Raw genomic sequence first — 25,986 nt, forward strand, 5'->3', positions numbered from 1 at the left:
AATACTATTATATAGTACCTTTCCATAAAACCATTATAAAATATAAACTTCAACATACTTGTTAGATTAATCTAACATAATTTGTTTTAACGCAGGAACTTTATTTATATTTGCCTTAATATTATTTTTATGAAGCAGATATTTACATTTCTTGTGCTGATGTCAGGCGTGGCGCAGCTTTTTTCACAGACAGGAAACTTAGCTGGAACAGTGCGCTTAAAGAACCAAAGCCTGGCCAGTGTTTCGGTGACCATTCCTAAAACTCCTTTTTCAGCAGTAACCGATTCAGCCGGAAATTTTAAAATAGAAAATATCCCGACAGGTTCTTATCACGCTTTCGTATCAGCTGAAGGTTACAGGAAAATGACGATACCTTTTACTGTTACTGACGAACAAACCACAACGCTCGACTTCGGCTTAACTTCGGAACTGCACTCCATAGAACAGGTGGTAATAACCGGAACCCGCACGCCAAAAAGAAAAACAAGTTCACCTGTTATCGTAAATTTAATAAACAGTAAAACGCTGGATCAGGTCGTCGCTACTACGCTTTCTGAAGGTTTAAAATATCAGCCTGGCTTACGGGTAGAAACCGACTGCCAGACCTGCAATTACACCCAGCTTAGAATCAATGGCCTACAGGGTGGCTATTCCCAGATTCTGATCAACAGCCGACCGATTTTCAGTCCGCTGATGGGATTGTATGGTATGGAACAGATTCCTGCCAATATGATCGACCGCATCGAAGTGGTGCGGGGCGGCGTGTCGGCACTTTACGGTTCCAGTGCGATTGGCGGAACGGTAAATGTGATCACCAAAATTCCCGACGGAAATAATTACAGTTTTACAAACACGCTGCACAGCATTAAAGGAAGTACTGCCGATAACGTCATTACGGGAAATGCTTCTTTCGTCAACAAAGAACGGAACCTGGGAGTAAGCGTGTTTTTTAATAACCGTCAGCGCCGTCAGTATGATGCAAATGGTGATAATTTCTCTGAACTTCCGGAACTGAAAGACAATACATTTGGAGCAAATATGTTCATAAAGCCGGGCAAAAATCAAAAGCTGGAGCTGAGTCTAAGCAGCATTAGCGAGTACAGGTTCGGTGGAGAAATGGTAAAGAAACCAGCTTATTTAGCCAGACAGTCGGAAGAGCGAACGCACGAAATACTTTTGGCAAGCGCAGATTACACGATTGGTTTCAATGACGGCAAAAATTCCCTGAGTCTGTTTTATGGCGGCCAAAAGACAGACCGAAAACACTACACCGGCATTCACCCAGACGATCCGGAGGAACTTTCTGCTTTTTTTGCGGATCCACCTTACGGGACTTCAGATGTGATCACCCACCAGGGCGGTTTGCAGTTCAACCACAGGTTCAACAGGTTTCTTGTCGGGAACTCCACGCTTACTATGGGCGCCGAATATGTATATGATAAAGTCTTCGACGAGATTTCAGCGTATAATTATGAAATCGACCAGACCACGAAAAATATCGGTGCGTATGTCCAGAATGATTGGGATGTCACCCCAGAACTAAACTTCCTCACAGGTTTCCGTTTAGATAAGCACAATCTGCTTGACCACGCGATCCTGAGCCCTCGGCTATCGTTACTTTACAAAGGTGTAACCAATACACAGTTCCGCCTGGGCTGGGGAACAGGATTCCGCGCGCCGCAGGCTTTTGATACAGATTTGCATATCGCATTTGCCGGTGGTGGGGTATCCAGAATTTTACTTTCGCCACAGCTGAAAGAGGAAAGGTCCAACAGTTTTACAGGTTCTGTGAATTACGATAAAGCAACCGAACATTTTATAGCGGGATTTACGGTAGAAGGTTTTTATACGAAACTGAAGGATGTATTTTTCCAGTTTCCTCTGGGCAAAGATGAATTCGGCAGCATCTTCGAAAAGAGAAACGGTGACCATGCCTTGGTAAAAGGAATAACCCTGGAAGCCCGCGCAAATTTTGATTATGTAGTGCAGCTGGAGGGCGGATTTACCTTTCAAAAAAGCCGGTTCAACACCGCAGTGTCCGTTGTGGATGGTCTGGAAGCGAAAAGAGAATTTCTGCGCACGCCAAATAATTACGGTTACGCGACCGTCACTTACAACCCAAATAAAAACTGGAACATCAGTGTAAATGGTGTCTTTACCGGCAGGATGCTCCTGGCACACGTGGCCGGTGAGGGAACAGGACAAGACACCGATGCATATTTCAGAACACGGCCGTTTACCGATCTGGGTTTACGGGCTGGTCATACGTTTAAGTTTACGAATCTGAAATCCGGTCTGGAATTATTTGGCGGACTAAAGAATATTTTCGATTCTTATCAGAAAAATTTCGACACAGGTAAAAACCGAGACAGTGATTTTATATATGGTCCGTCTTTGCCCAGAACGCTCTTTTTAGGAATTAAACTGAAATCTCTGTAACGATGCCCAGATTAATTTTACCATTGTTCCTTATTTTTAATGTGAATTTTTTAATGGCACAAAAGAATTCGGGCCAGATCAACTGGATCAGTTTTACGCAGCTCAATGACTCTTTAGCCGTAAGACCGCGCAAGGTTTTTGTCAACTTTTATGCCGACTGGTGCGTGTACTGCACGGAGATGGAGCGCACCACTTTTCGGGATCCTCAGATAGTCCGGATTTTGAACCGTGACTTTTACGCCGTGAAAATGAACGTGGAAAGTGAGGAAGAAATTACTTTTGGAGAGCAGACCTACATTAATAACAGAAAAAAGAAATTAAATCCCGTACATGAAATTGCTCTTCTTCTGGCAAGCAGAAAAAACAGGCCTTTCTCGCTTCCTGCGTTTGTCCTTTTTAATGAAAATTTCCAGGCAGAGGCGCGATACTTTCAGTTTCTGGATGAAAAAGCTTTGCTTAAAATTTTAACAAAATAAAATAAGCCGGTAAACACGACTTCAAAAAGAGATCAGCACCGATTTGCAAAAAGTTCCGGAGTGATCGCGCATTTTGAAAACTTAACGTTTTTTGTGAGATGCCATCTGCTGCATTCGGAATAAAACTCCTATTTTTGCGGAAATTTATATTAAAAGGATGAAAAAATATCTGTTAATGTTTATCATCGCCCTGGTTGCGATGTCATGTTCAAAAAAAGTAGAAGTGACCGGAAATTTCGCCGGCGGTTCACCTTTGGAAAGAATAGAATTTGTGGAAGCCTCTGGTGTGGCCACTTTGCCGCTCGTGAATATGGGTGTAGACAGCAAAGGAAGTTTTTCCGGCAGTTTCGAGGCACCGAAAGACGGTATGTACATAATGTCGTATGCAGGAAAAACCGCTATGATCTACCTTAAAGGTGGTCAGAAACTCAATATTTCCGGGCAGGCATCGAATTTCCCAAACCAGTTTACAGTAACCGGCGATGCCAAAAACAATAATGATTTCCTTTTAGAAGTTCAGAAATTTATTCAGTCTTACGCTGCAAAAATAAATGTAGGCGAACTTGTATCGAAAAATGAACCTGAGTTTTTAAAAGACGTTGAAAAGATCAGAACAGACATTGACAATAATATCGACCAGGCTGCGAAGAAAAATAATGCCGACAGCGATGCCGTGCAATGGAAAAAAGACGAGTTGCGTGCAAGTGTGCTTCAGCTCATGAGCCAGTACGAAGTGAATCATCCGCAGGCCGTACAGGATCCTGGCTACAAAGTATCCCAAAATTTCAAAGACGCAATTGCGAAACTGGATACCGACAGTGACCGGTTACTGAAAAACCAGCCGATCTACAGGAACTATCTTTTGGGTAAGTTAAGCCCTGATTTCCAGAAATTCGTAAGCGCTCATCAAAAAAGAGACAATGCGCTTTCCTCTGAACTTTTTGCAGAATTTCTTGATACCAAAAAAGACATGTCCCAACTTACGAAGGATTATTTATTGGCTTTCGTGCTTACAAGCGGTGACATCGCGCCCGGAATTACCACCGAAAATTCAAACAAGATTGCCAAAATCATTCATGATAAAATTAAGGATGCCGGAATTAAAAAAGATCTCGAAAGAATTCAGTTCGTGATCGGCGGTCCGAAAATTGGCGAGAGTGTTCCCGCCGGAAAACTGGTAAAAGCCGATGGCAGCGCCTTTGAGTTGTCTGATGTAAAAGGCAAGCCGACCTTGGTGATGTTTTACTCCTCCTGGAATCCTTATATCTCCGAAGCTACAATTCCTGTGTTGAAAGAAGTGGTAGATTTCTACAAATCGAAAATGGATTTTACCTACGTGAATTTAGATGATACCAAAGAGCAGTTCGTGAAAACCAGCAACGCCATGCTAAAAGGTATTCCCGGAAACAACGTGTATGCAGAAGGTGGTATGAACTCTGAGATCGCAAAAGAATGGGGAATCTACGGATTTAAACTTCCGTCTTTTGTAGTTTTAGATAAAGACGGTAAAATCGCCAGTCCTTTCTATGCGAGTTTGGGCGATCCGCAGATCGTGGCCGTTCTTGATAAACTTTCGGGATTAAAGGCGCCGACAATGCAGCCCGAGGCACAACTGCAGAATGATCTTATGGTTGAGCCGCAGGCACAGCAAACTGCGCCCACAAAATAATTTCATTTACATGTTTACATATACAGTTCCCGCCGGTCCTCCGGTGGGAATTTTATTTATATTTGAAAAAAAACAATATGAAAACAAAATTGCTCCTTCCCGAAAATTTGCTTTATTTCCTGGCGCTTTTTGCGGCAGTTTTCATGGTGATCACAGTAACGGTCGATGTTTCGTACCATAATTTTCCGCCTTATGCCAGCCATATCATTACCTTTTTTGCCCTCTTCTGCAGTTTTATTGTCGCAGTTGTAATGATTGTGGATGTCTTTAAAGATAATTATCCCGGCAAATATCTCTGGACGCTTGGCTTTTTGTTTGCAGGCGGCATAACTGCGCTTTTTTACCTGCCAAACCGACGGAAATACCATGCTGGTCTTTAAACTGCGCAGGCTTTCCTGTTTATCCGTTATTTTTAATGATTTCGAATACTGAAACCGAAATTGAATTATCGCCACTTTTTTGTTTTAAAACCTTATTTTTGCCGTCATTAATTGAGAAATGAGAAATAAGAATAAAAATATAGTTTTAGAAAATATAGAGTTGGTTTCTGCCGGCTCCAAAGGCGTCGCAGTAGGCCGCACACCGGAAGGAAAAACCGTTTTGGTTTCCGGCGCCGTGCCAGGCGATGTGGTAAATGCACGCGTAAAAAAATCGAAATCGAAATATTTTGAAGCGGAAATGGTGGAAATCGTGGAGCCTTCGCCTTTCCGTGTGGAACCGAAGTGCATTCACTTCGGGGTTTGCGGCGGCTGCAAATGGCAGAATCTTTCTTATGAAAAACAGCTTTCCATAAAACAGGACGAAGTCTTTAACAATATAAAAAGAATTGGCGGTTGTGACGAATTCGAGACATTGCCGATTCTGGGCAGTGAGCAGCAGTATTTCTACCGCAACAAAATGGAATTTTCTTTTTCCAATGCGCGTTGGCTGACACAGTACGAAATCAGTTCCGAAGAAAATTTCGGTAACCGTGATGCGTTGGGTTTTCATATTCCCGGTATGTGGAGCAAGATCCTGGACCTGAAAGAATGTCTGCTGCAGGAAGATCCTTCGAATGCGATCAGACTCGCTGTGAAAAATTATGCCGTAAAAAACGGTTTGGATTTTTTCGATGTGAAAGAACAGAAAGGATTTTTGCGCACCATGATGCTGCGCCAGAATGCAAAAGGGGAGTGGATGGTTCTCTTCCAGCTTTTCCGCGAGGAAAAAGCAAACCGCGAAAAACTTTTCGATTTTCTGCTGGCTGAGTTTCCGCAGATCACTACTTTGGTGTACGCTATCAATGCGAAACAGAATGACAGCATATACGATCAGGAAGTACAGACCTATTTCGGCGACGGTTATATAATGGAGGAGATGGATGGGCTGCAGTTTAAGATCGGGCCGAAATCATTCTTTCAGACCAATTACAAACAGGCGCTGGAACTATACCGCAAAACTTTGGAATTTGCAGATTTGAAAGGCGATGAAGTGGTTTATGATCTGTATACAGGAACAGGTACCATAGCACAGTATTTGGCGAGAAACGCGCAGCATGTGATCGGTATTGAATCGGTGCCTGAAGCGATAGATGCGGCGCGCGAACACGCGGAACTTAACGGTTTGTCGAACTGCACGTTTTACTGCGGGGATATGAAAGCGATCTTCAACGATGAGTTTTTGGCGCTTCATCCAAAAGCAGATGTTTTGGTCACCGATCCGCCGCGCGATGGGATGCATCAGAAAGTAGTGGAGCAGATCCTGAAACTTTCGCCGGAAAAAGTGGTGTATGTAAGTTGTAATTCTGCCACACAGGCGCGGGATATCACCCTGATGAAAGAGCAGTACAAGCTCGTAAAAATTCTGCCGGTAGATATGTTTCCGCAAACGCACCATGTAGAAAATATTGCACTTTTGGTGAAAATATAAATTCTGCTTTTCTTTGAGAGTATAAAGTGTTTTCCCGAACCTGGCCGGATGTTTTTGCTTAAATTTACAGTACGGATGTGCGCAGTGCTCTAATTTTTTTATTATTAATGATTTCGGAATTGGAATGAAGTTTTTAAAAATATTTTTACTTTCGGTTTTTCTGCTTTCGGTCTTTTCCTGTGGCAGCGATGATGACATATGTCTTGGCGGTGAAGCTACGCCGCGCCTGAAAATGAAATTTAAAACCAAAGCTACCGGAAAACTGAAAACACTGGATTCGCTTTTTATCAATGTGGATTACGGGAACGGTCCTGTACAGGTTATAGCGGCCAGGGCAAAAACCGATTCTGTTTTAATACCCTTGCGCGTTGATGATTATCCGTTTACAAAAATGTATGTTGGTTTGTCACGAAAGGCAGTCACTTCCGAAATTAAAATTAATTACACCACCAAATCGTCTTATGTTTCCCCGGCTTGTGGAATAAAGAAAGTGTACGAAAATGTAACGCCCGTTCTGGAAGTTCCTGCCGCTGTTGTTGACATTGAACAAAATCAAACCCAAATCCTCGATGAATCAAAAACGCATTTTTACCTTCTTTTTTAGCTTTCTGTATCTCTTTACATTTGCGCAGAACGTGCAGGATTCAGTTAAAAGCAGTTGGAAATACGAGCCTCATTTTATGGTAGGTTTTGATGTATTGAATGCCGGTGCAAGTATTTTTTCAAACAGAAAACTTTTTCAGGGATTTGTCTCATCCCGAATTTCTAAAAACATTCATGCAATTGCTGAAGCGGGTTTCGAAAAAAACACTTACGATAAAAGTGGTTACAACGCAGAAGCGAGTGGCCCTTTTTTAAAACTTGGCGGTTTTTATATGTTGGCCACTGACCGCGAAAATGAACTGAACGGTTTCTACGCAGGTGGAAAAATTGCGGGTTCCTATTATACCCAGCAATATTTTGCTGTGCCGGTGCGCGGATATGGTGGCAGCGAGACTTCTGAAGCTTTTCCTTCTTCTACACAAAGTTCTTACTGGCTCGAGGGAACTGTAGGTGGCCGCGTGCAGCTCTTCGAATCTGCATTTTATATTGATGTCAATATGCAGCCGCGTTATCTTGTGTATACAACTAAACAAGAGGGGTTACAGCCAATGATCGTGCCGGGTTTTGGTAAAAGTTCGGTGCGTTTTAATCTTGGCTTTTCCTGGAACATTGCCTATTATTTTTAATGGTTTCCAAACTGTTATGCACTGAATATATCTTCAAAAATATTTCTTCTATTCTGCTGCCGATAATATCTTAAATTTTTTAGCGTCATTAAATTATATTTAAAATTATTTGTTTAATGACTGAATATTCGTATTGGTAGTTCGGTTTAAATGCCGATATATTGAAATATAATTAAAAAATTAACGTTTTTTATTTTGATGGCGAGACAAAAAAAATCTAATTTTGAGACTCACTACAATATTTAATCATATGAAGAAAATTTTTACTTCTTTACTTTGCGGATTGATGAGTTCGGCTGCCCTGGCGCAGTGGGCTCCTACATCTATGAAGGGAGAAAAGATCAGAGAGGCGTCTAACGTCACAAGTTATTATTCCCTGGATCTGAATGCGATTCGGTCCACACTGGCAGATGCCCAGGAAACCGGAAAGAATGCAAGGCCGGTTGAGCTGAAAATCCCAACCCTGGAAGGAAAGATGGAAAGATTTGCCGTTTACAGTTTACCAGTGGTTGTAAAATCTCTGGCAGACCGGTATCAGCTGGGTTCTTACGTAGGAGTAGGTATCGATGATCCTACCGCTTATGTGCGTTTCAGTGTAGCTCCAAACGATTTTCAGTCGATGATGATCCGCAATGGGGTTTACGAATTCATCGAACCGCAAAACACCGACAAGTCTGTATATGGTGTGCACCCGAAAACCAACAAGACTGAAGCCGACAAAGCATTTGTATGTTCCACCAGCGAAGCGCCGCTGAGTAAGCAACAGATCGACCGACTTTATATGTCCGGAAATACATTTGCCAATAATCCCGGGGATTTCAGCAGAGCTTCTGATAAAAAATACAGAACCATGCGCCTTGCGATGACTACCAATGGTGAGTACACGCAATATTTCGGTGGTGTAGCGGGAGCGCTTGTGGCCATCAATGCCACACTTACCCGTTGCAACGGTATTTTCGAAATGGATTTCGGTCTGCACCTGATTCTCCAGGATTTCCCGGCGCTGATCTATCCTGATCCGAATACAGATCCTTACTCAACAACACTGAGCACGTGGAATTTAGCAGCGCAAAAAGCCATCACGGCGGTAGCAGGTGAAGCTAACTATGATATCGGACACATGTTCGGAAAATCCGGCGGCGGCGGTAATGCCGGCTGTATCGGTTGTGTATGTGTGAGCCCACCAATGAATGGCTCGGGGGTACCGACAGGAAACGGAAAAGGTTCCGGTATCACTTCTCCTGCAGATGGGATTCCACAAGGCGATAACTTCGATATCGATTATGTGGCACACGAAATGGGCCACCAGTTAGGTGGAAACCACACATTCTCCATGAATCTTGAAGGAACCGGCCAAAACGTAGAGCCTGGATCAGGTTCCACAATTATGGGATACGCAGGAATTACAGGTGCTACAGATGTACAGCCACATTCTGATGCTTATTTCCATATCAACACGATCATTCAGGTTCAGACTAACCTGGCGGCAGCCAGCAAAACATGTGATATTGAAACACCAATCGCTAATAACCCACCGGTAATTACACCAATGGCGGATGTGACGATTCCAAAAGGAACTCCTTTCGTTTTGACCGCTCAAGCGACAGATCCTGAAGGCGATCCAATTACCTACACTTGGGAAGAAGTTGACAATGCGTCTACAGCGATCACCAAAAACAACTTAGGGAACACGACTTCAGGTGCAAGTTTCCGGTCGATTACCGGAACAGCAAGCCCCACGAGATATTTCCCTAAACTGTCTACAGTACTTACAGGTGCAGTTAAGAATGTAGATGAGTGGGAAGCGGTTTCTACTGTAGCCAGAGCCTCAAACTTCCGCGTGACAGTGCGCGATAACAATGCCGATCCTGCACAGAAACAAACACAGGAAGCTTTGCAGAAAGTAACTGTAAGTAACAACGGACCGTTCAAGATCACTTCCACAAAGGTGTATAATAATGCAGCAGGACCATTGACCTGGGATGTTGTGGGAACTAACGCAGCTCCTTTCAACGTAACCAATGTTAAGATCGACTACACTGCCGATAATGGTGCAACCTGGGTTGTTCTTGCCGCTTCCACTCCGAATGATGGTACAGAAGATCTGAGTTTTGCAAGTTTTGCTACCAACACTCAACTGAAAGTGAGAATTTCTGCTATCGGAAACGTATTCTATACCATTGCTCCTGTCACAGTTTCTGCCATCGTTCCTTGCGACGGAACTGCACCTGCAGGATTTGCGGTGTCTAATGTCACTACAGCGGCTGCCACCGTTACGTGGGATGCCATCGCCGGAGCGACATACGTGGTGCGTTACAAAAAAACTTCTGAATCCACTTGGACTGAAGTTCCTGTAGCTACAACCACCTACACATTTACAGGTCTGGATGAAAGTACTTCTTATGATGTACAGGTAGCCTCAGTTTGTTCAGGAACTACCGGAACCTTCACAGCTTCAAGCACCTTTACTACTTTGATGGTAGCTTACTGTACTTTATCTTCCACAAATTCTAATGATGAATACATTTCGAACGTGAAAATAACTGCAGAAGGTGCAGCGGGTGGAAACAGTTCGTCTGGTGCTTCCAATTATACCAATTATTCCACTGATCCGGCTCGTCTGATGAAACTTGCAAAAGGAACCACCAACAATACAATCTCAGTAACAAAAGCCTGGACCGGTTCGCCGTATAGCGAAGCTGTTACAGTTTGGATTGATTTTGACCGTAGCGGAACTTACGAGGCAAGTGAAATAGTAATGCAGACTACTGCCAATACCACTACCCCGGTTACTGCAACTTTCGCAGTGCCTGCAGATGCTTATACCGGTGATAAAAGTGTGGGCATGCGCGTTGCACTGAGATTTAACACCGCTCAGACAGCTCCTTGCGGAACTTATACCTACGGCGAAGTTGAAGATTATGCAGTAAGCATTTCCCCCACTTTAGGTGTAAATGACAATGTAAAAGCACAGTCTCTTCAGGTTTATCCAAATCCTGCGACTGATGTTTTAAATGTAACTAAAGTTTCCAACAATGCCACTTATGCAATTTACAATGTAGCAGGGCAGTTGGTTTCTAAAGGCAAAGTAACCAGCAATCAGGTACAGGTATCAAAACTGCAGAAAGGAGTTTATATGATTTCTGTTGAAGACAATGGTCAGTCAAATAAAGTGAAGTTCATCAAAAACTAAAATCACTTCTTTATATTAATGAATCCCCGGCATTTTCCGGGGATTTTTTTTGTTAATGATTTAATGTGAATTTTTGAAATATATCCGATCAATTGAAAAACTGAAAAGATTTTGACTGCAATAATTGTACAGCCGGTAAGTCTTTCGCAACCAGAATGTCTGAGTATCCATACTTTTAACAACATTTGTAGTACTTTAACCAAATTTTAACCGATGAATATTGCCTTAAATTCGGGCCTTTGCGAAAATTCAATTATTTTTGCGCTCTATATGAAGAAATTATTTCTGCTGGTAATGTTTTTCCTGATGAGCAAAACACAGGCACAGTTTTTTTCGGGAGAAATTTTGATCAGAGATAATTCCGTATATTACCTGAATCAGGTTTATGTGACCAACATTACTTCCCAGAAAACCATTTACACCGATTATTTCGGCGCCTTTAAAATTCCGGCAAAAGCAGGAGATATCATTCGCTTCACCTCTATAATCACCGACCGCAAAGATGTGAAGGTCACGCAGCAGGATCTGGACAACACCAATAATTTTGTAGAATTAAAGGTGGCGTATTACGATATTCAGGAAGTGGTTATCAGTAAGTTTAAACCCACAGGAAATCTGCGTAAAGATGTAAGCTCGCTGAAAACCGGTGACAAAACACTCGCACTCCAGAAAATGATCGGCCTGCCCGCACCCAAAGGCAATGGTCTGCCGCCAGAACTGCCCGTTGCAGGTTTTTCCGGTGGGGGTTTAACCTTTAGTTTAGAAAGCATTTACGACATAATTTCCGGAGACCGAAAGAAAAAGGAAAGAGCCACGCAGTACGAGCGAATGAACAGTGCCGTTGCCGGCATTAAAAATTATTATGGTGAAAATTATTTTACCGCCATGAAGATCCCCTCAAATCTGATCGAAAACTTTCTGCAGTTTGTTTACACCTCGGAAAATCTGTATCCTTACATCGCAGCCAATAACTATGATGCGATTGCTGTTTATATCGACAAATACAGGCCGATCTACGAGCGCAGGCTAAAGAATTCCCATTTGATGGATGTCGCTAAACAGCAAACCGTTTTCTAAAATTGCCGTATTTTTGAATATTGTAATTTTTACGAAGTATTCCTGATGTTGCTGAGGAAACTTCATTAACTTAAATGAGATGACCTTCCTAAAAAGTATTCTTTTTCTTTTCGGATTTTTATGGTTTTGCCAGTTTTCCGCGCAGCAGAAATACAAGGATTACAGCAATATCCTGCGCAGCACCAATATTTACGAAATCGACGCTTTCCTGCGGGACGCCCATCCGGATGATCCGAAACGTACTGTTCTGAAACCGCGACTGATAAAGATGTTGAAAGAGTATATAAAGAACGCACATCCTGCCGATCAGCGTGTGAAAGATTTTCAGGAAAAAATCGCGCTGCTTCGGCGCCGGCCGTCTACCAGAATAAGTTTTGAAGAGATGAATGAAATCATTCGCCAGAAACAGATTGCCAAATTTAAAGAAGAACTTACGAAAAAGACCGGCAATGCCGCTTATGTCACAAAGGCTTATGGAATTGATGCCGGCGCCGCTGCAACAGCAGGAAGCAAAAATTTTGTAGATACCGAAACAGAGGAGTTTACGATGCTGATGACCGTAAATCCAATTGAACATAAAAACAATACCGTAAAAATCCTGAATTCGCTTTTCGATAATGATCCGAACAGCAAAGAAAGTATTGTTATGATCGAAAATAAATCCGACTGCAATATTATTATGCGGATCGAGGGCGTGGGAAATACAAAATACAGATTGCCGATTCCCGCACATTCCGAAAATACGATTGTAGTTGCAAAAGGAGATTATATTTTTGGCAGCCTGGTCTGCGGCGCCGAATATTCTTCGCAAAAGACCGTACAAAAGGCGATTATCGTGTCGCTTGGTGATTCACCGACAAAATAAGTTTAACATTAAAAATAAATAAACAGTACAATTTTCTATAAGATCGTACGTTTTTGACTGAGAAATGGGTAAGAATAAACTGGCACGATTTGCCGAAAACGAAACACTTCCAAATGTATTTCAACCAACAAGAGCGCAGGCGCTGAACCAATATCCGCTGAAAGGAAAATGGCGGCAGGAAGTCTTTAAAAATGAAAATCCCATTGTGCTGGAGCTGGGTTGCGGCAAGGGCGAATATTCCGTAGGTCTGGCAAAAGCTTTCCCCGAAAAAAACTTTATCGGTATCGATATTAAAGGTGCGCGATTTTGGTTTGGTGCCAAAGAAGCAGTGGAAGAAGGTTTAAATAATGTGGCTTTTTTGCGTACGCAGATTGAACTGGTTGACTGTTTTTTTGCGGAAAATGAAGTGGATGAGATCTGGATCACTTTTCCCGATCCGCAGATCAAGTACCGACGCACCAAACACAGAATGACGCATCCCGATTTTCTGGAACGGTATAAAAAAATATTAAAGAAGGACGGGATTGTTCATCTGAAAACAGATTCGGAATTTCTGCACGGCTATACGCTTGGACTTTTGCAGGGTTTGGGACACGAGGTCCTTTTTGCAAACCACGACATTTACGGAGCACCTGAGTTTGATCCGGAAACGCCTTTGCTGCGCGAAATCAGGACTTATTATGAAGTTTTGTTTTCGGCAAAGGGCAAAACAATTACCTATATTAAATTTAAAATCACTTAAACCACGTTTTCATTAATGAAGAAATGCTTTTTAATTCTCATTTTATTGAGTGGCCTTTCAGTTTCTGCACAGAAGAATTATGCGGATATTTTAAAAAGTACGAACATCAGCGAGATAGAAAATTTCCTGAGAACCGCTCACCCCGATGATCCACGCCGGACGGTCCTGAAACCGAAACTGATATCACTTCGCAATTCACAGTGGGCAAAAAACCGAAATTCACCTGTAAGGTCATTAAAACCGTTGATTGTAGAAATTCCGAAAAGTGTCCTGAAGCAGAGAAATAACGATGAGGCTGAAGAGTTTAAAAAACTTCTTGAAGAAAACTCGAAAAATCATGAGGGTAAAACCGTGAAGCTTCTGAATCAGCTTTTCAACAGTGATGTTTCGAGCAAAGAAGTTATTCTTCTTATGCAAAACAATTCCGACTGTAATATGATCGTGCGGATTCAGGGAAATGATTATTACAATCTTGCGGTGCCGGCACATGGTGAAAATTCACTCGTCCTGAAAAAGGGTGATTACCTTTTGAAAAGCAATGTGTGCGATGCCCAATATGCATCTAACAAACATATTGAAAAAAGTACGCTTGTTGTGCTCAATAAACCGGTGGTTCAGCTGGCGTCATCATCAGGTATTCAAAACAGAGGCGGCGTAACAAACTAGAAATAAACAGGTTGAATGAGTTCCTGTTTCATCTCATTTAAAATTTTAACCAAAAAAAAGGTTCAGAAAATTAATTCTGAACCTTTTATATTTAAAGATGAAATTCTTATTCTGCTGCAGTTGCAGGAGTTTCTGAATCGAAATCTGCATCAGCATCAGCTGAAACTTTTTCGCCTTCTTCTTTGGATTTTTCTTTGTCGGCTTTTCTTTGAGATAAACCTTCTTTGATTGAATCTGAAACAACACTAAGGATCATATCGATCGATTTTGATGCATCATCATTTCCAGGAATCACATATTCTACTTTTCTTGGATCTGAATTGGTATCAACGATCGCAAAAATTGGAATACCCAATTTTTTCGCTTCTGTAACCGCGATATGTTCTTTCATGATGTCAACCACAAAAAGTGCTGACGGAAGACGAACCATGTCTGCGATAGAACCTAAGTTTTTCTCAAGGTTTGCACGCTGACGGTCAACCTGAAGTCTTTCTTTTTTAGATAAAGTTTCGAAAGTTCCGTCTTTCTTCATTTTATCGATGTGGTTCATTTTCTTTACCGCTTTACGGATGGTAACAAAGTTTGTTAACATTCCGCCTGGCCATCTTTCAGTAATATAAGGCATATTAAGTTCAGCTGCATATTTTGCTACAACTTCTTTCGCCTGCTTCTTAGTAGCTACGAAAAGAACTTTTTTACCTGCAGAAGTAATTTTTTCCAAAGCTGAACAAGCTTCATCCAATTTCACTGCTGTTTTATGTAAGTCTACGATGTGAATACCGTTTTTCTCCATAAAAATGTATGGAGCCATATTTGGGTTCCACTTACGGGTCATGTGACCGAAGTGTACGCCTGCCTCTAAAAGGTCTTTAACATTTGCTTTTGCCATGTCGCTTTTTTGTTTTTAGTTTACGTGCCGCTTATCGCAATCAACAATTTCTTTAGATGGGAGAAATGTTTGGGTGCTAAACTAACGGGGCAATTTTTTGGTTAGATAATAATTAGATAGAAGATTGATAGACTTGAGACACGAGACAACAGTCTCTAATCTCCAATCTAAGCGTCTCAAATCTTGTCTTAACGTTTTGAGAACTGGAATTTCTTTCTCGCTTTTTTCTGACCTGGTTTCTTTCTTTCCACCATTCTTGCGTCTCTGGTAAGCAAACCGTGTGGCTTAAGAAGCAAACGGAATTCTTCGTTGATTTCGCAAAGCGCGCGGGAAATCCCAAGACGGATCGCTTCGGCCTGACCTGTAATTCCACCACCGAAAACATTCACAGTCACGTCATACTGACCTACTGTTTCAGTTAATAAAAATGGCTGATTCACTTTGTAAACCAAAACGTCAGTTCCGAAATATTCTTTCGAATCTTTTTTGTTTATAGTGATGTTACCAGAACCTGGTCTCACATAAACTCTTGCAACAGAAGTTTTTCTTCTTCCGATTTTGTGAACTACTGACATATTAATTATTTGAATTCGTTAATATTGATAACTTTTGGCTGTTGAGCTTCGTGTTTGTGCTCAGTACCTTCATACAGATAAAGGTTAGAGAACAGTTGAGATCCCAGTCTGTTTTTTGGAAGCATACCTTTTACAGATTTTTCCAATACTTTCAAAGAATCTTTTTTCTGAAGTTCCAGCGCAGTCATTGACTTTTGACCACCAGGGTAACCGGTATGCCAAATGTAAGTCTTGTCAGCCCACTTGTTTCCGGAAAGAGTAACTTTCCCAGCATTCAAAACGATTACATTGTCTCCGCAATCTGCGTGAGGTGTAAAATTCGTTTTGTGCTTACCTCTCAAAATCTTTGCAACCTTGGAAGCTAATCTTCCTAACGGCTGTCCTTCAGCGTCTACCACAACCCATTCTTTATTCGCGGTAGCTTTGTTAGCTGAAACGGTTTTGTAACTTAATGTATTCACACTTTTTCGTTTACGATTAAACATAATTTTCCCCAAAACGGGTGTGCAAAGGTATGAATTTTTTTTATATTTAGAGTGACTTGTACAAAATTCTTCTGCACGATTAAATATATTTTTTATGGAGTTCTGCGCGGGATCTTATTTAATGTCAGCATGGCACATGAACACATTCTTTGTAAATACATTACCAGTAATCATTAAAATATAATATTGCCGCTTACTTTAGTTATGTAAAAGTTTTCGTGCTGGTGCTAAACTGTAAGCTGAATCTATTATTATGACCGCAATGATTTTGATGCTTTAAAACTTGCAATTAAATAATACGCTACAAACAGCATTGAGAATTTAATGATCGCCGGCACCGCATACTCCAACCCGAATACAAAAGTTCCTGCCACGCCCAAAACTGCCATAGCCAGAAATGAGATAAGAAATTTCTGCGGCAAAGTGAATTTTGCGTCATCTAAAAAATAAGCAGTTCCCCAAGCCAAACCGAAAGAAAGGCCGTAAAAAAAATCGAGCTTCCAACCCTGACTGCCGAGAATAAAATAATTCAGCAAAAAACTGATCAAAGTTCCGGCGAAAAAATAGAGGAGTGCTCTTTGCATGCTAAAAATTTTGGCACAAAAATAAAGCTTTAAAATTGAATTGGCCTTCAATTTTTCTTTAAAGACGCTTTTGATCAGTAATGGGTTCACCGGAAAAATCCTTTAGTTCAATGCACCTAAGTCGCCGGTGGTAAACAGCATCGATTTAATTAAAAATAAATTTAAGTGGTCCTTATTATATGTTCTGACTTTTGGCTGGGGAATTCACACGCAACATGCTTTTTCTTAAAATTTCTAAAATACTTACCTTTGGAACAATCGAAATTACATTATGAATCAAGAAAAATATACCCCAAAAAATAAAGTGAGAGTGGTTACAGCTGCATCTTTGTTTGATGGACACGACGCTGCTATTAATATTATGAGAAGAATGATTCAGGCCACTGGTGCCGAAGTAATTCATCTCGGTCACGATAAATCGGCTGAAGAGGTGGTGAACTGCGCCATTCAGGAAGATGCCAACGCAATTGCGTTAACTTCTTACCAAGGCGGGCACAACGAATATTTTAAATATATTTATGATCTTTTACGCGAAAAAGGTGCACCTCAAATCAAGATTTTTGGCGGTGGCGGCGGTGTAATCCTTCCTGAAGAAATTAAGGAATTAATGGATTACGGAATCGACCGAATTTATTCTCCTGATGATGGCCGTGAAATGGGACTGCAGGGAATGATCAACGATCTGGTTCAAAGATCTGACTTCGCAACTGGTGAACATATTCAAGTTTCAGATTTAGATAAAATTAAATTCGAAGATTCTAAGTCTATTGCCGAAGTGATTTCTGCCGTAGAAAATTTCTCTGATGAAAAACCTGAACTTGTTGCAGAGATCAATAAAAGAGCTGCCGCTCCCCTCTCCTCTGGAGAGGGGTTGGGAGTGAGGAAGATTCCAATTATCGGAATCACCGGAACTGGTGGAGCAGGAAAATCTTCTTTGACAGATGAATTGGTTCGTCGTTTTTTACGTTCAAATCCCGAGCAGAAAATTGCAATTGTATCCGTAGATCCTTCAAAAAAGAAAACGGGTGGAGCTTTGTTGGGCGACAGAATCCGAATGAATTCAATCAATGATCCGCGTGTTTATATGCGTTCGATGGCAACGCGGGAAAATAATGTTTCGGTTTCCAAATTTATCCACTCGACTTTAGATGTTTTGAAACTGGCAAAACCCGATGTGATCATTTTGGAAACTTCGGGAATTGGACAGTCGGGTTCAGAAATTACCGATATCGCAGATGTTTCAATGTACGTGATGACGCCGGAATACGGCGCTTCGACCCAACTGGAAAAAATCGATATGCTGGATTATGCAGATTTAATTGCGCTAAATAAGTCAGACAAGCGCGGTGCTTTGGATGCACTGCAGGCCGTTCGGAAAACGTATCAGAGAAATCATGTTGCTTTCGAAAAAAAGTTGGAAGAAATGCCGGTTTTTTCTACAAAAGCCAGCCAGTTCAACGATTACGGAACCACAGAATTATACAATGCTTTAATTAATAAGGTTAACGAGACTTTAGAAAAAACTCAGGGCGAAAATGCTCCGAAATTTAAAGAGTTTGTAGAGCAAAACGTTTCCGATGATTCTACGGTAATTCCACCAAAACGCGTGCGTTACCTTTCGGAAATTGTAGAAAGCAATCACGAATATGATAAAGATGTTGAAAGCCAGGCCCTGATTGCGAAACGAATGTATCTACTGGAAGGTGCAAAAACTTTGATCGCTGATGATCAACATACAACGGATAAGCTGGAAAAAGTTTTCCTTAAAACAAAGAAAGAACTTTCCGAAGAAAATATCGCTTTCCTGAAAGGCTGGAAACATTTTAAAGAAGAAATGTCGGGAGATTCCTTTTCTTATTTCGTGCGTGGAAAGGAAATTAAAGTAGAAACCAAATACGAATCTCTGTCGCATTTAAAAATTCCAAAGATCTCTTTACCGAAATTTCAGGATTGGGGCGATCTGTTGCGATGGAAAGGTCAGGAAAATGTTCCCGGACAGTTTCCTTACACCGCAGGACTTTTTCCTTTTAAAAGAACGGGTGAAGATCCCACAAGAATGTTTGCAGGTGAAGGTGGACCGGAAAGAACAAACCGCAGATTTCATTACGTTTCCTCAGATATGGATGCGAAAAGATTGTCGACCGCGTTTGATTCAGTAACTCTTTACGGCCAGGATCCCGCTTTTCCACCGGATATTTATGGAAAAATTGGAAATGCCGGCGTTTCAATTGCTACTTTGGATGACGCCAAAAAGCTTTATTCCGGTTTCGATTTGGTGAATGCCATGACTTCGGTTTCAATGACCATCAATGGACCTGCGCCGATGTTGCTCGCGTTTTTCATGAATGCCGCTATCGACCAGAACGTGGAGAAATATTTAACCGAAAATGATCTTTGGGATAAAGTTGAGGAAAAATTAAAAGCGAAATTCGACGATAAAGGTTTGAAAAGACCTGTTTATGAAGGCAAACTTCCGAAAGGAAACAACGGTTTAGGTTTGAAATTATTAGGACTTACCGGTGATGAAGTCATCGATGCTGAAACGTATCATAAAATTAAAGCCGAAACCATCGCAACCGTTCGCGGAACTGTTCAGGCAGATATTTTAAAAGAAGATCAGGCACAAAACACCTGTATTTTTTCTACCGAATTCGCGTTGAGATTAATGGGCGATGTTCAGCAATATTTCATCGACCAAAAAGTAAGAAACTTCTATTCGGTTTCAATTTCCGGTTATCACATCGCTGAAGCGGGCGCCAATCCGATCACGCAATTAGCGTTTACGTTGGCAAACGGTTTTACTTATGTAGAATATTACCTGAGCCGCGGCATGAATATCAATGATTTCGCACCGAACTTATCGTTCTTTTTCTCCAACGGCGTCGACCCCGAATATGCGGTGATCGGCCGTGTGGCGCGTAAGATCTGGGCAAAAGCAATGAGGTTTAAATATCACGCAAATGAAAGAAGTCAGATGCTGAAATACCATATCCAGACTTCCGGTCGATCTTTGCACGCGCAGGAAATCGATTTTAATGATATCCGAACAACTTTACAGGCCTTATATGCGATTTATGATAACTGTAACTCATTGCATACCAATGCTTATGACGAGGCAATTACGACTCCGACTGAAGATTCTGTTAGAAGAGCCATGGCGATACAGCTCATTATTAACAAAGAGTTAGGCCTGGCAAAAAATGAGAATCCGCTGCAAGGTTCTTTCATCATTGAGGAATTAACCGACTTGGTAGAAGAAGCAGTTTATACGGAATTCGATAGAATTACTGAAAGAGGTGGCGTCCTCGGTGCTATGGAAACCATGTACCAACGCTCAAAAATTCAGGAGGAATCAATGTACTATGAAATGCTTAAACACACGGGAGAATACCCGATTATCGGAGTAAACACATTTCTTGGAAAAGACGGTTCGCCAACGGTTCGCCCGGGAGAAGTCATCCGTTCGACTGAAGAAGAAAAGCAACTGCAGATCAAAAATTTAGAAAACTTCCAGAAATCTCATGCTGATAAAAGTGATCAGATCTTGCATAATCTTCAACTCGCCGCTATTAACCAGGAAAATCTTTTTGAAAAAATGATGGAAGCCGTGAAATACTGTTCACTCGGACAAATCACAAATGCTTTGTTCGAAGTGGGTGGGAAATACCGCAGAAATATGTAAACTGAATCTAGTTGGAGAATCCTTCAAGGATTTTAAATCCTTGAAGGATTTCTTATCACAAGCCATTAAAGTTTCGCTATGGAAAAACTACTGCTTGAACCGGGAAATTATTACCACATTTATAATCGCGGTAATAATGGACAGAACATATTTTTCGAGGAAAAAAACTATGTCTTCTTCCTGAACCGTTACGACCGTTATATCTCACCTTTTTGTGAAACTATAGCCTGGGTATTGCTCCAAAACCATTTTCATTTTCTTATTTATGTAAGACAAGCCGAGTTGGTGAATGTTGAAAAACTGGAATATTCCACCGTTGAAAAACCACAGAAGCTGGACGTACATCTGCAGTTTGGTCATTTATTTAATTCGTATGCAAAGGCGATCAATAAGCGATATAACAGAACCGGCAGTTTATTTGAGAAAAATTTCGAACGGAAGAAAATTGAGTCGGTTGGATGTCTTAAAGATTTAGTTCACTTTGTTCATTATAATCCCGTTAATCATCGTTTTGTTTCGCAGGTTGAGGATTATCCCTGGTGTTCGTACAGTAGTGTGATCTCAAATCTGCCGACAAAGATTAGCAGAGAATTTGTGTTGAGGTTGTTCGGCAATGTGGAAGAATATAAGTTATACCACAGGCAGAACCGCCAGTATGGCGACGAAATAAACGATCTGCTGATCGATCTTTAAAAGACCAATCCTTCAAGGATTTAAAATCCTTGAAGGATTTCTTAAATCACTTTTCCTTCCACCCACACTCCTTGCAACAACTAAAAACTCTTACCTCGCACAATAAAATCTTATACCTCGATCTTTGGGATTACTTTTAATGTTATATTTTTAATGAAATTCTAATCTGTGATTCCAAAAATCCGACTTTATTGCATCTTTTTCTCTTTACTCTTGCTGTGCTACTGTAAATCTGAAGCTGAAAAAGTCAGCACGCAGGCCACTGTCCGCAAGTCAATTATCGACAGTACTGTCATAGTGTTCCAGCAGAAATTACTGAAGAGCCAGCTCGATTCAGTCTTTGCCAAAAATAAATTCAATGGGAGTATTTCCGTTCTTCAAAACGGTCAGGTTTTGTATGAAAAGGAAAATGGTTTTGAAAATTTTAAAAATAAAAAACCGCTCGACAGCAATTCCGTCTTTGCCATTGGATCCGTCAGTAAGCAATTTACGGCGGTATTGATTTTACTGCAGGAAGAACAGGAAAAACTTTCTACCGATGACCGTGTTTCAGGATTTCTAACTGCATTTAAGGCCGCTCCTTTTAAGGAAATTACGGTTAAAGAGTTGCTGAATCATACCTCCGGGCTCAGTGATTTTGGCAATGGTTTACTTTCAGAACCCGGAACAGAGTTCCATTATTCCAACAAAGGATTTTATTATCTGGGGCAAATCATCGAAAAAGTTTCCGGGAAGTCTTATGATCAGAATGCTATGGATCTTTTCAGGAAAACCGGTATGAACAACTCCTTTACCGCAAATACGTTTACAGGTAATTACCTTGCCGGCGCATACCTTGGCGATGAGCAGCATTTTACCAAAGTCGCGAATATGCCGGAGAGGCTCACTGATAAATCGATTTCTGTGCCCGCCGGCGGAATACTTTCAACAATTAATGATCTGCACCGCTGGAATAACGCTCTGTTCAATGGTATAATTCTGAAACCTGCGTCTTTAAAAAAGCTCACCGAAAAATCTGCAGATCGCAATCACCCGATCCTGGGAAAAATGGGTTATGGTTTTGGTTTGATGATGAATGTCGGAAAACCCGAGGCTTACTTTCACACGGGTTATGTGAAGGGCGCGCCTTCGCTGAACGTGTATTATCCCGCAACTAAAACTTCAGTAGTTGTACTTTCGAATATTGCCGATGAAAGCAAGGGTAAAAACGTGATTTTTAAGACGCATAAAGAAGTGAAAAAAGCGACTGATCATATAGAAATGGCGGTCACGGGGTTACGCAGCGACATGCTGAATGTGAGACTGCACAACCTGGAGCGGTGAAATATGCATTCAGTCGCAGCTTTCCTGCAAAAAGCGCCGCCAATAGTCGTTCATCTGGTTTAAACATTTTACATTTGTAGCGTGCAGAATGAAACAATAATTTTAGGAATCGATCCGGGAACCAGCATCATGGGTTTTGGCCTTATTTCGGTGCAGGGAAGTAAGATCAAGATGATCTCCATGCACGAACTGATCCTGAGTAAATATCCCAATCACGAGACTAAACTCAAGTATATTTTCGACCGTACTTTATCGCTGATCGATGAATTTCATCCTGATGAGGTCGCGCTCGAAGCACCGTTCTTTGGTAAAAATGTTCAGTCCATGCTCAAACTCGGCCGTGCGCAGGGCGTGGCGATGGCGGCATCTTTGCACCGCGATATTCCCATCACCGAATATTCTCCGAAAAAAATTAAAATGGCCATCACCGGAAACGGCAATGCCAGCAAGGAAATGGTCGCCGGCATGCTCAAAAACCTATTAAACCTGAAAGAATTTCCCACCAGGTATCTTGATGCGTCCGATGGGTTGGCCGTTGCGGTTTGCCACCACTTTAATTCCGGAAATTTGTCCGCTCAGAAATCCTACACGGGTTGGGACAGTTTTCTGAAACAAAATCCCGAACGTTTGAAGTAGGATTTTTAGGAGCATCAAATTTCGTTTGTCTTTCGAAGAGCGGTCCGGCTCTCCGCTACTCCCGAAGTTTCGGGATCCACTGCGATCCCGGGCTATAAGCACAATTTAAGTTTCTCCGCCAGTTCTTTCATGCACAGATTTTTAGGCTGCTTGTTTGTAGCAGTAAATATATAACTGTTTTACAAAATATTAACTTGGTTAAACCTAATACTATTTGTAACGTTGTAGTGTTTTTTCTGACAAATAAATCAGATCTCTAATGCCAAACTTATGATACCACAAAAGATAAAACCCGTAAATACAGTAAACCATTCAATGAACTGGTTTCAGAAATTCCTGCTCGTCTGTTCGGGTGGTAATATTCACATCCTCCGCAAAACGCCGAGCGAGTGGAACAAATTTGCAGGAATTGGCGGTATCGTCCTCTTCACTGCAATATTTGCGACACTTTCAGCAGGTTATGCTATGTTCACGGTTTTCGATAATATTTGGGCATCTGCAGGATTCGCTGTTTTGTGGGGCTTAATGATCTTCAACCTGGACCGCTATATCGTGTCGTCCATCAAGAAGACCGGGCCATGGTGGAACCAAATTCTTATGGCGGTTCCGCGTTTGATCTTAGCTGCGTTCCTGGGAATTATTATTTCAAAGCCTTTAGAATTAAAAATTTTTGAGAAAGAAGTTAACAAGCAGCTGAACACCATCATTCAAAGAAATAAAACCCAGCTTCAGGCGGAAATGAACGGCCGCATTCTGCAGCAGTCAGGACCTTTTGAAACCGAGAAAAAGCAAATTCAAACCAAAATCGCCGACTATCAGAAATCTTACGATTCCGCGGCAGTTGAACTGGAAAAAGAAATCCTTGGCAAGCAAAGTGGCTTGACAAGCGGAAAAGTAGGTTATGGTTCGAACGCCAAAAGAAAAGCCGAACTGAAAGAACAGCGCCGCCGTGACCTCGAAAATTATCAGCAGCAAATCGCGCCCCGCCTCGAATATCTTGACAAAGAAGTCTCAAAAGTTTATACCAACATTGAGAAAGAACGCGACAAAACCGAAACTTTCGAAGATCAGTTCAATGGTTTCGCCGCACGTCTGCAGGCCCTGGACGAACTTGGGAAAAACTCTGCGATTATCGGCGTCGCTGCTGCATTTATCATGGGACTTTTCATTACGCTGGAAATCGCACCGGTATTGGTCAAACTTATTTCTGCTGTCGGACCTTATGATTATCTTTTAGAGAAAACCGAAAATGATTTCCGGCTTTATTCAAAAGAAAAGATCGAAAAGGGAAATGTGGGAACCGACTGGCGGATTCAGGATTACAGCAGTCAGCTCCGTAAACCTGAAGATGAAGAACTTTAACCACGAAAAAGCCCGCAGAAAAATCTACGGGCTTTTTCTTTAAGTAAGATGCTACTTCAGTTCATTAACTGTTTTCGCGACTGCGTCGGAGTTTACCGTTCCTTCTTCCTGGCTTACCATTTCACCATTTCTGTTAAAAACACTTATGATGTTCGAATGTGAAAAAACGATAGGCGATATTTTTTTGTATTTCACTGCCAACACATTTGCAAATTCACGCGTTGATTCTACGTCGCTGCGAAGAAAGATCCACGGTTCACCGTACATATTTCGCTCTTCGGCGTATTTTTTCAACACTGCGGGTGTATCATTTTCAGGATCCACGGAAACGAAAACAAAGGAAGTGTTTTTCAGCTGTTCCAGCTTAACCTTCGATTTTACAGCTTTCATGTCACCAACCAGCAAAGGACAGGCGGTTTGGCAACGCGTAAAAATCATTACTACAACCAGGTTTTTGCCTTTCAGGTCTTTCAGCTGAATTTCTTTACCATCCTGATTTTCCCATTTCGAATCGAGCAGAAAAATGGAGTCGGTCATCTTTTCTTTAACTTCCTCCTTTTTATCTGCGTTTTCGGTACAGGAAATAAGAAAAAGGAGAGAAAAAAATGTGATTATAAATTGTTTCATTTTTTAATTTTCTTTGAGGTCTTTGGCACACCGGAAACCGAGATTTTCTACCGTGTAATTAGCTTTTAGACTCGACCGGAAAGCGTAGCGCATGAACGAAGCGTAATTCAGAACATCGGCGGCACTTGTTGCAGCAGATGCGCAGAACAGTCCTTTGTCATCAAATTCACTTGTGCGGGAATCGCTGGTCGTCATTATGGAATTAAAATCGTCTGTCCATTCCCAAGTAAGGTCGAACATATTATAGACACCATAATAGTTGGGTTGGGATAGTTTAACCTTGTTTTTCTCGCGGTATTTCTTGTTGTAAAGGTTAATCAGGTGCGCAGAATACGTAGGTTTGTTCCGTGCATTGGCGCTTTCCTCATCTGCCATGGCCACATATTCCCATTCATCCAAAGTCGGTAAACGCTTGCCTGCACTTTTGGCGTAAGCTTTTGCTGCAAACCAGGAAACAAACGTAACAGGTGCATCCGGATCGGCATCTTTGGGCAGCGTTTCATCGTCCTGCCAATCTTTCAGATAGGTTTCATCGGCAAAAAGTCCTTTGACATTACTGCGTTTCCATTTCGGATTTTTCTTTACAAAATCTAAAAATTCAGCGTTGGTTACCGGTCTTTCATCGAGAAGAAAATCCTCGACTTTCACCAGTGAACTGTCCCCGTAAAACGGCAGATATTTTCCGCCTTTGATGGGAATCATTTTCACATCCGGCGTAATACTGAGCTCCTGGGTTATGGTGGCAGAATCATCTTTTGAATTTATCGTGGCAGCCTTATCGCAGCAGAGAAAAATAAAAAAGAAACTGCCGGTATAAAATAATATTTTGAAAATTTTAGACATGGCAGTTCCTTTTATGTTATTTG

At 41.5% G+C, this 25,986-nt stretch carries 23 protein-coding genes; 17 read left to right on the forward strand and 6 right to left on the reverse strand.

Annotation, left to right across the window (positions count from 1 at the left end; translation table 11 throughout):
• The first annotated feature begins 129 nt into the window (after positions 1–129).
• From H562_RS0105945 to H562_RS0106000, 12 genes are all read left to right on the forward strand, one after another.
• Positions 130–2,439, forward strand: coding sequence for a TonB-dependent receptor (locus tag H562_RS0105945; protein WP_027376663.1), 2,310 nt, complete (start codon positions 130–132; stop codon positions 2,437–2,439).
• A 53-nt stretch (positions 2,440–2,492) separates the two neighbouring features.
• A complete protein-coding gene (locus tag H562_RS0105950; protein WP_233701977.1) occupies positions 2,493–2,915 on the forward strand; it encodes a thioredoxin family protein in 423 nt (140 codons plus the stop codon).
• Between the two features lie 157 nt (positions 2,916–3,072).
• Entirely contained in the window at positions 3,073–4,584 is a 1,512-nt protein-coding gene (locus tag H562_RS14745; protein ID WP_034690802.1) for a TlpA family protein disulfide reductase, read from the forward strand.
• Between the two features lie 77 nt (positions 4,585–4,661).
• A complete protein-coding gene (locus H562_RS0105960; protein ID WP_027376665.1) occupies positions 4,662–4,964 on the forward strand; it encodes a hypothetical protein in 303 nt (100 codons plus the stop codon).
• A 118-nt stretch (positions 4,965–5,082) separates the two neighbouring features.
• A complete protein-coding gene (gene rlmD / locus H562_RS0105965) occupies positions 5,083–6,492 on the forward strand; it encodes a 23S rRNA (uracil(1939)-C(5))-methyltransferase RlmD (protein ID WP_027376666.1) in 1,410 nt (469 codons plus the stop codon).
• Between the two features lie 124 nt (positions 6,493–6,616).
• Positions 6,617–7,096 carry a DUF6452 family protein gene (locus tag H562_RS0105970; RefSeq protein ID WP_027376667.1) on the forward strand — a complete coding sequence of 160 codons (480 nt, stop codon included), beginning with the start codon at positions 6,617–6,619 and terminating at the stop codon, positions 7,094–7,096.
• The gene (locus H562_RS0105975) at positions 7,062–7,721 is read left to right on the forward strand and encodes a DUF6048 family protein (RefSeq protein ID WP_027376668.1); all 660 of its coding nucleotides are present in this window, start codon (positions 7,062–7,064) and stop codon (positions 7,719–7,721) included. The genes H562_RS0105970 and H562_RS0105975 overlap by 35 nt, the downstream gene beginning before the upstream one ends.
• Positions 7,722–7,971: 250 nt before the next feature.
• Positions 7,972–10,914 (forward strand): reprolysin-like metallopeptidase, encoded by a 2,943-nt coding sequence (locus H562_RS0105980; protein ID WP_027376669.1) that lies wholly within the window; start codon positions 7,972–7,974, stop codon positions 10,912–10,914.
• Positions 10,915–11,127: 213 nt separating this feature from the next.
• Positions 11,128–11,991, forward strand: coding sequence for a hypothetical protein (locus H562_RS0105985; protein ID WP_233701978.1), 864 nt, complete (start codon positions 11,128–11,130; stop codon positions 11,989–11,991).
• Between the two features lie 79 nt (positions 11,992–12,070).
• The gene (locus tag H562_RS0105990; protein WP_034690805.1) at positions 12,071–12,856 is read left to right on the forward strand and encodes a DUF6759 domain-containing protein; all 786 of its coding nucleotides are present in this window, start codon (positions 12,071–12,073) and stop codon (positions 12,854–12,856) included.
• 64 nt (positions 12,857–12,920) lie between these two features.
• Positions 12,921–13,598 carry a tRNA (guanosine(46)-N7)-methyltransferase TrmB gene (gene trmB, locus H562_RS0105995; RefSeq protein ID WP_027376672.1) on the forward strand — a complete coding sequence of 226 codons (678 nt, stop codon included), beginning with the start codon at positions 12,921–12,923 and terminating at the stop codon, positions 13,596–13,598.
• Between the two features lie 15 nt (positions 13,599–13,613).
• A complete protein-coding gene (locus tag H562_RS0106000) occupies positions 13,614–14,264 on the forward strand; it encodes a DUF6759 domain-containing protein (protein WP_027376673.1) in 651 nt (216 codons plus the stop codon).
• Positions 14,265–14,370: 106 nt separating this feature from the next.
• On the opposite strand, the gene rpsB is transcribed toward H562_RS0106000, so the two are convergent.
• The 4 genes from rpsB to H562_RS0106020 form a co-directional block, all read right to left on the reverse strand.
• Positions 14,371–15,153 carry a 30S ribosomal protein S2 gene (gene rpsB, locus H562_RS0106005; RefSeq protein WP_027376674.1) on the reverse strand — a complete coding sequence of 261 codons (783 nt, stop codon included), beginning with the start codon at positions 15,151–15,153 and terminating at the stop codon, positions 14,371–14,373.
• A gap of 188 nt (positions 15,154–15,341) precedes the next feature.
• Positions 15,342–15,728: a 30S ribosomal protein S9 gene (rpsI, locus tag H562_RS0106010; protein WP_027376675.1), complete on the reverse strand. Its 387-nt coding sequence runs from the start codon at positions 15,726–15,728 to the stop codon at positions 15,342–15,344.
• 5 nt (positions 15,729–15,733) lie between these two features.
• Positions 15,734–16,189, reverse strand: coding sequence for a 50S ribosomal protein L13 (gene rplM / locus H562_RS0106015; protein WP_027376676.1), 456 nt, complete (start codon positions 16,187–16,189; stop codon positions 15,734–15,736).
• Between the two features lie 275 nt (positions 16,190–16,464).
• On the reverse strand, positions 16,465–16,797 hold the full coding sequence (locus H562_RS0106020; protein WP_027376677.1) for a hypothetical protein: 333 nt from the start codon (positions 16,795–16,797) through the stop codon (positions 16,465–16,467).
• 271 nt (positions 16,798–17,068) lie between these two features.
• Between H562_RS0106020 and H562_RS0106025 the strand changes: the two genes are divergently transcribed.
• The 5 genes from H562_RS0106025 (at position 17,069) to H562_RS0106045 (ending at position 24,493) form a co-directional block, all read left to right on the forward strand.
• A complete protein-coding gene (locus tag H562_RS0106025; protein WP_027376678.1) occupies positions 17,069–20,479 on the forward strand; it encodes a methylmalonyl-CoA mutase family protein in 3,411 nt (1,136 codons plus the stop codon).
• Between the two features lie 78 nt (positions 20,480–20,557).
• Positions 20,558–21,172, forward strand: a complete 615-nt coding sequence (locus H562_RS14750) for a hypothetical protein (protein WP_034690808.1) — start codon at positions 20,558–20,560, stop codon at positions 21,170–21,172.
• Between the two features lie 168 nt (positions 21,173–21,340).
• Positions 21,341–22,495, forward strand: coding sequence for a serine hydrolase domain-containing protein (locus tag H562_RS0106035; RefSeq protein ID WP_233701979.1), 1,155 nt, complete (start codon positions 21,341–21,343; stop codon positions 22,493–22,495).
• A gap of 81 nt (positions 22,496–22,576) precedes the next feature.
• Positions 22,577–23,131 (forward strand): crossover junction endodeoxyribonuclease RuvC, encoded by a 555-nt coding sequence (gene ruvC / locus H562_RS0106040; protein WP_027376680.1) that lies wholly within the window; start codon positions 22,577–22,579, stop codon positions 23,129–23,131.
• Between the two features lie 270 nt (positions 23,132–23,401).
• Entirely contained in the window at positions 23,402–24,493 is a 1,092-nt protein-coding gene (locus H562_RS0106045) for a DUF4407 domain-containing protein (RefSeq protein WP_027376681.1), read from the forward strand.
• Positions 24,494–24,544: 51 nt separating this feature from the next.
• Here the strand turns inward: H562_RS0106045 and H562_RS0106050 are convergent, their stop codons facing one another.
• Positions 24,545–25,120: an SCO family protein gene (locus H562_RS0106050; protein ID WP_027376682.1), complete on the reverse strand. Its 576-nt coding sequence runs from the start codon at positions 25,118–25,120 to the stop codon at positions 24,545–24,547.
• 3 nt (positions 25,121–25,123) lie between these two features.
• The gene (locus H562_RS0106055; protein WP_034690812.1) at positions 25,124–25,963 is read right to left on the reverse strand and encodes a formylglycine-generating enzyme family protein; all 840 of its coding nucleotides are present in this window, start codon (positions 25,961–25,963) and stop codon (positions 25,124–25,126) included.
• Positions 25,964–25,986: the final 23 nt, after the last annotated feature.

Origin of the sequence: Kaistella palustris DSM 21579, assembly GCF_000422265.1 — a bacterium.
Classification (GTDB): Bacteria; Bacteroidota; Bacteroidia; order Flavobacteriales; family Weeksellaceae; genus Kaistella; species Kaistella palustris.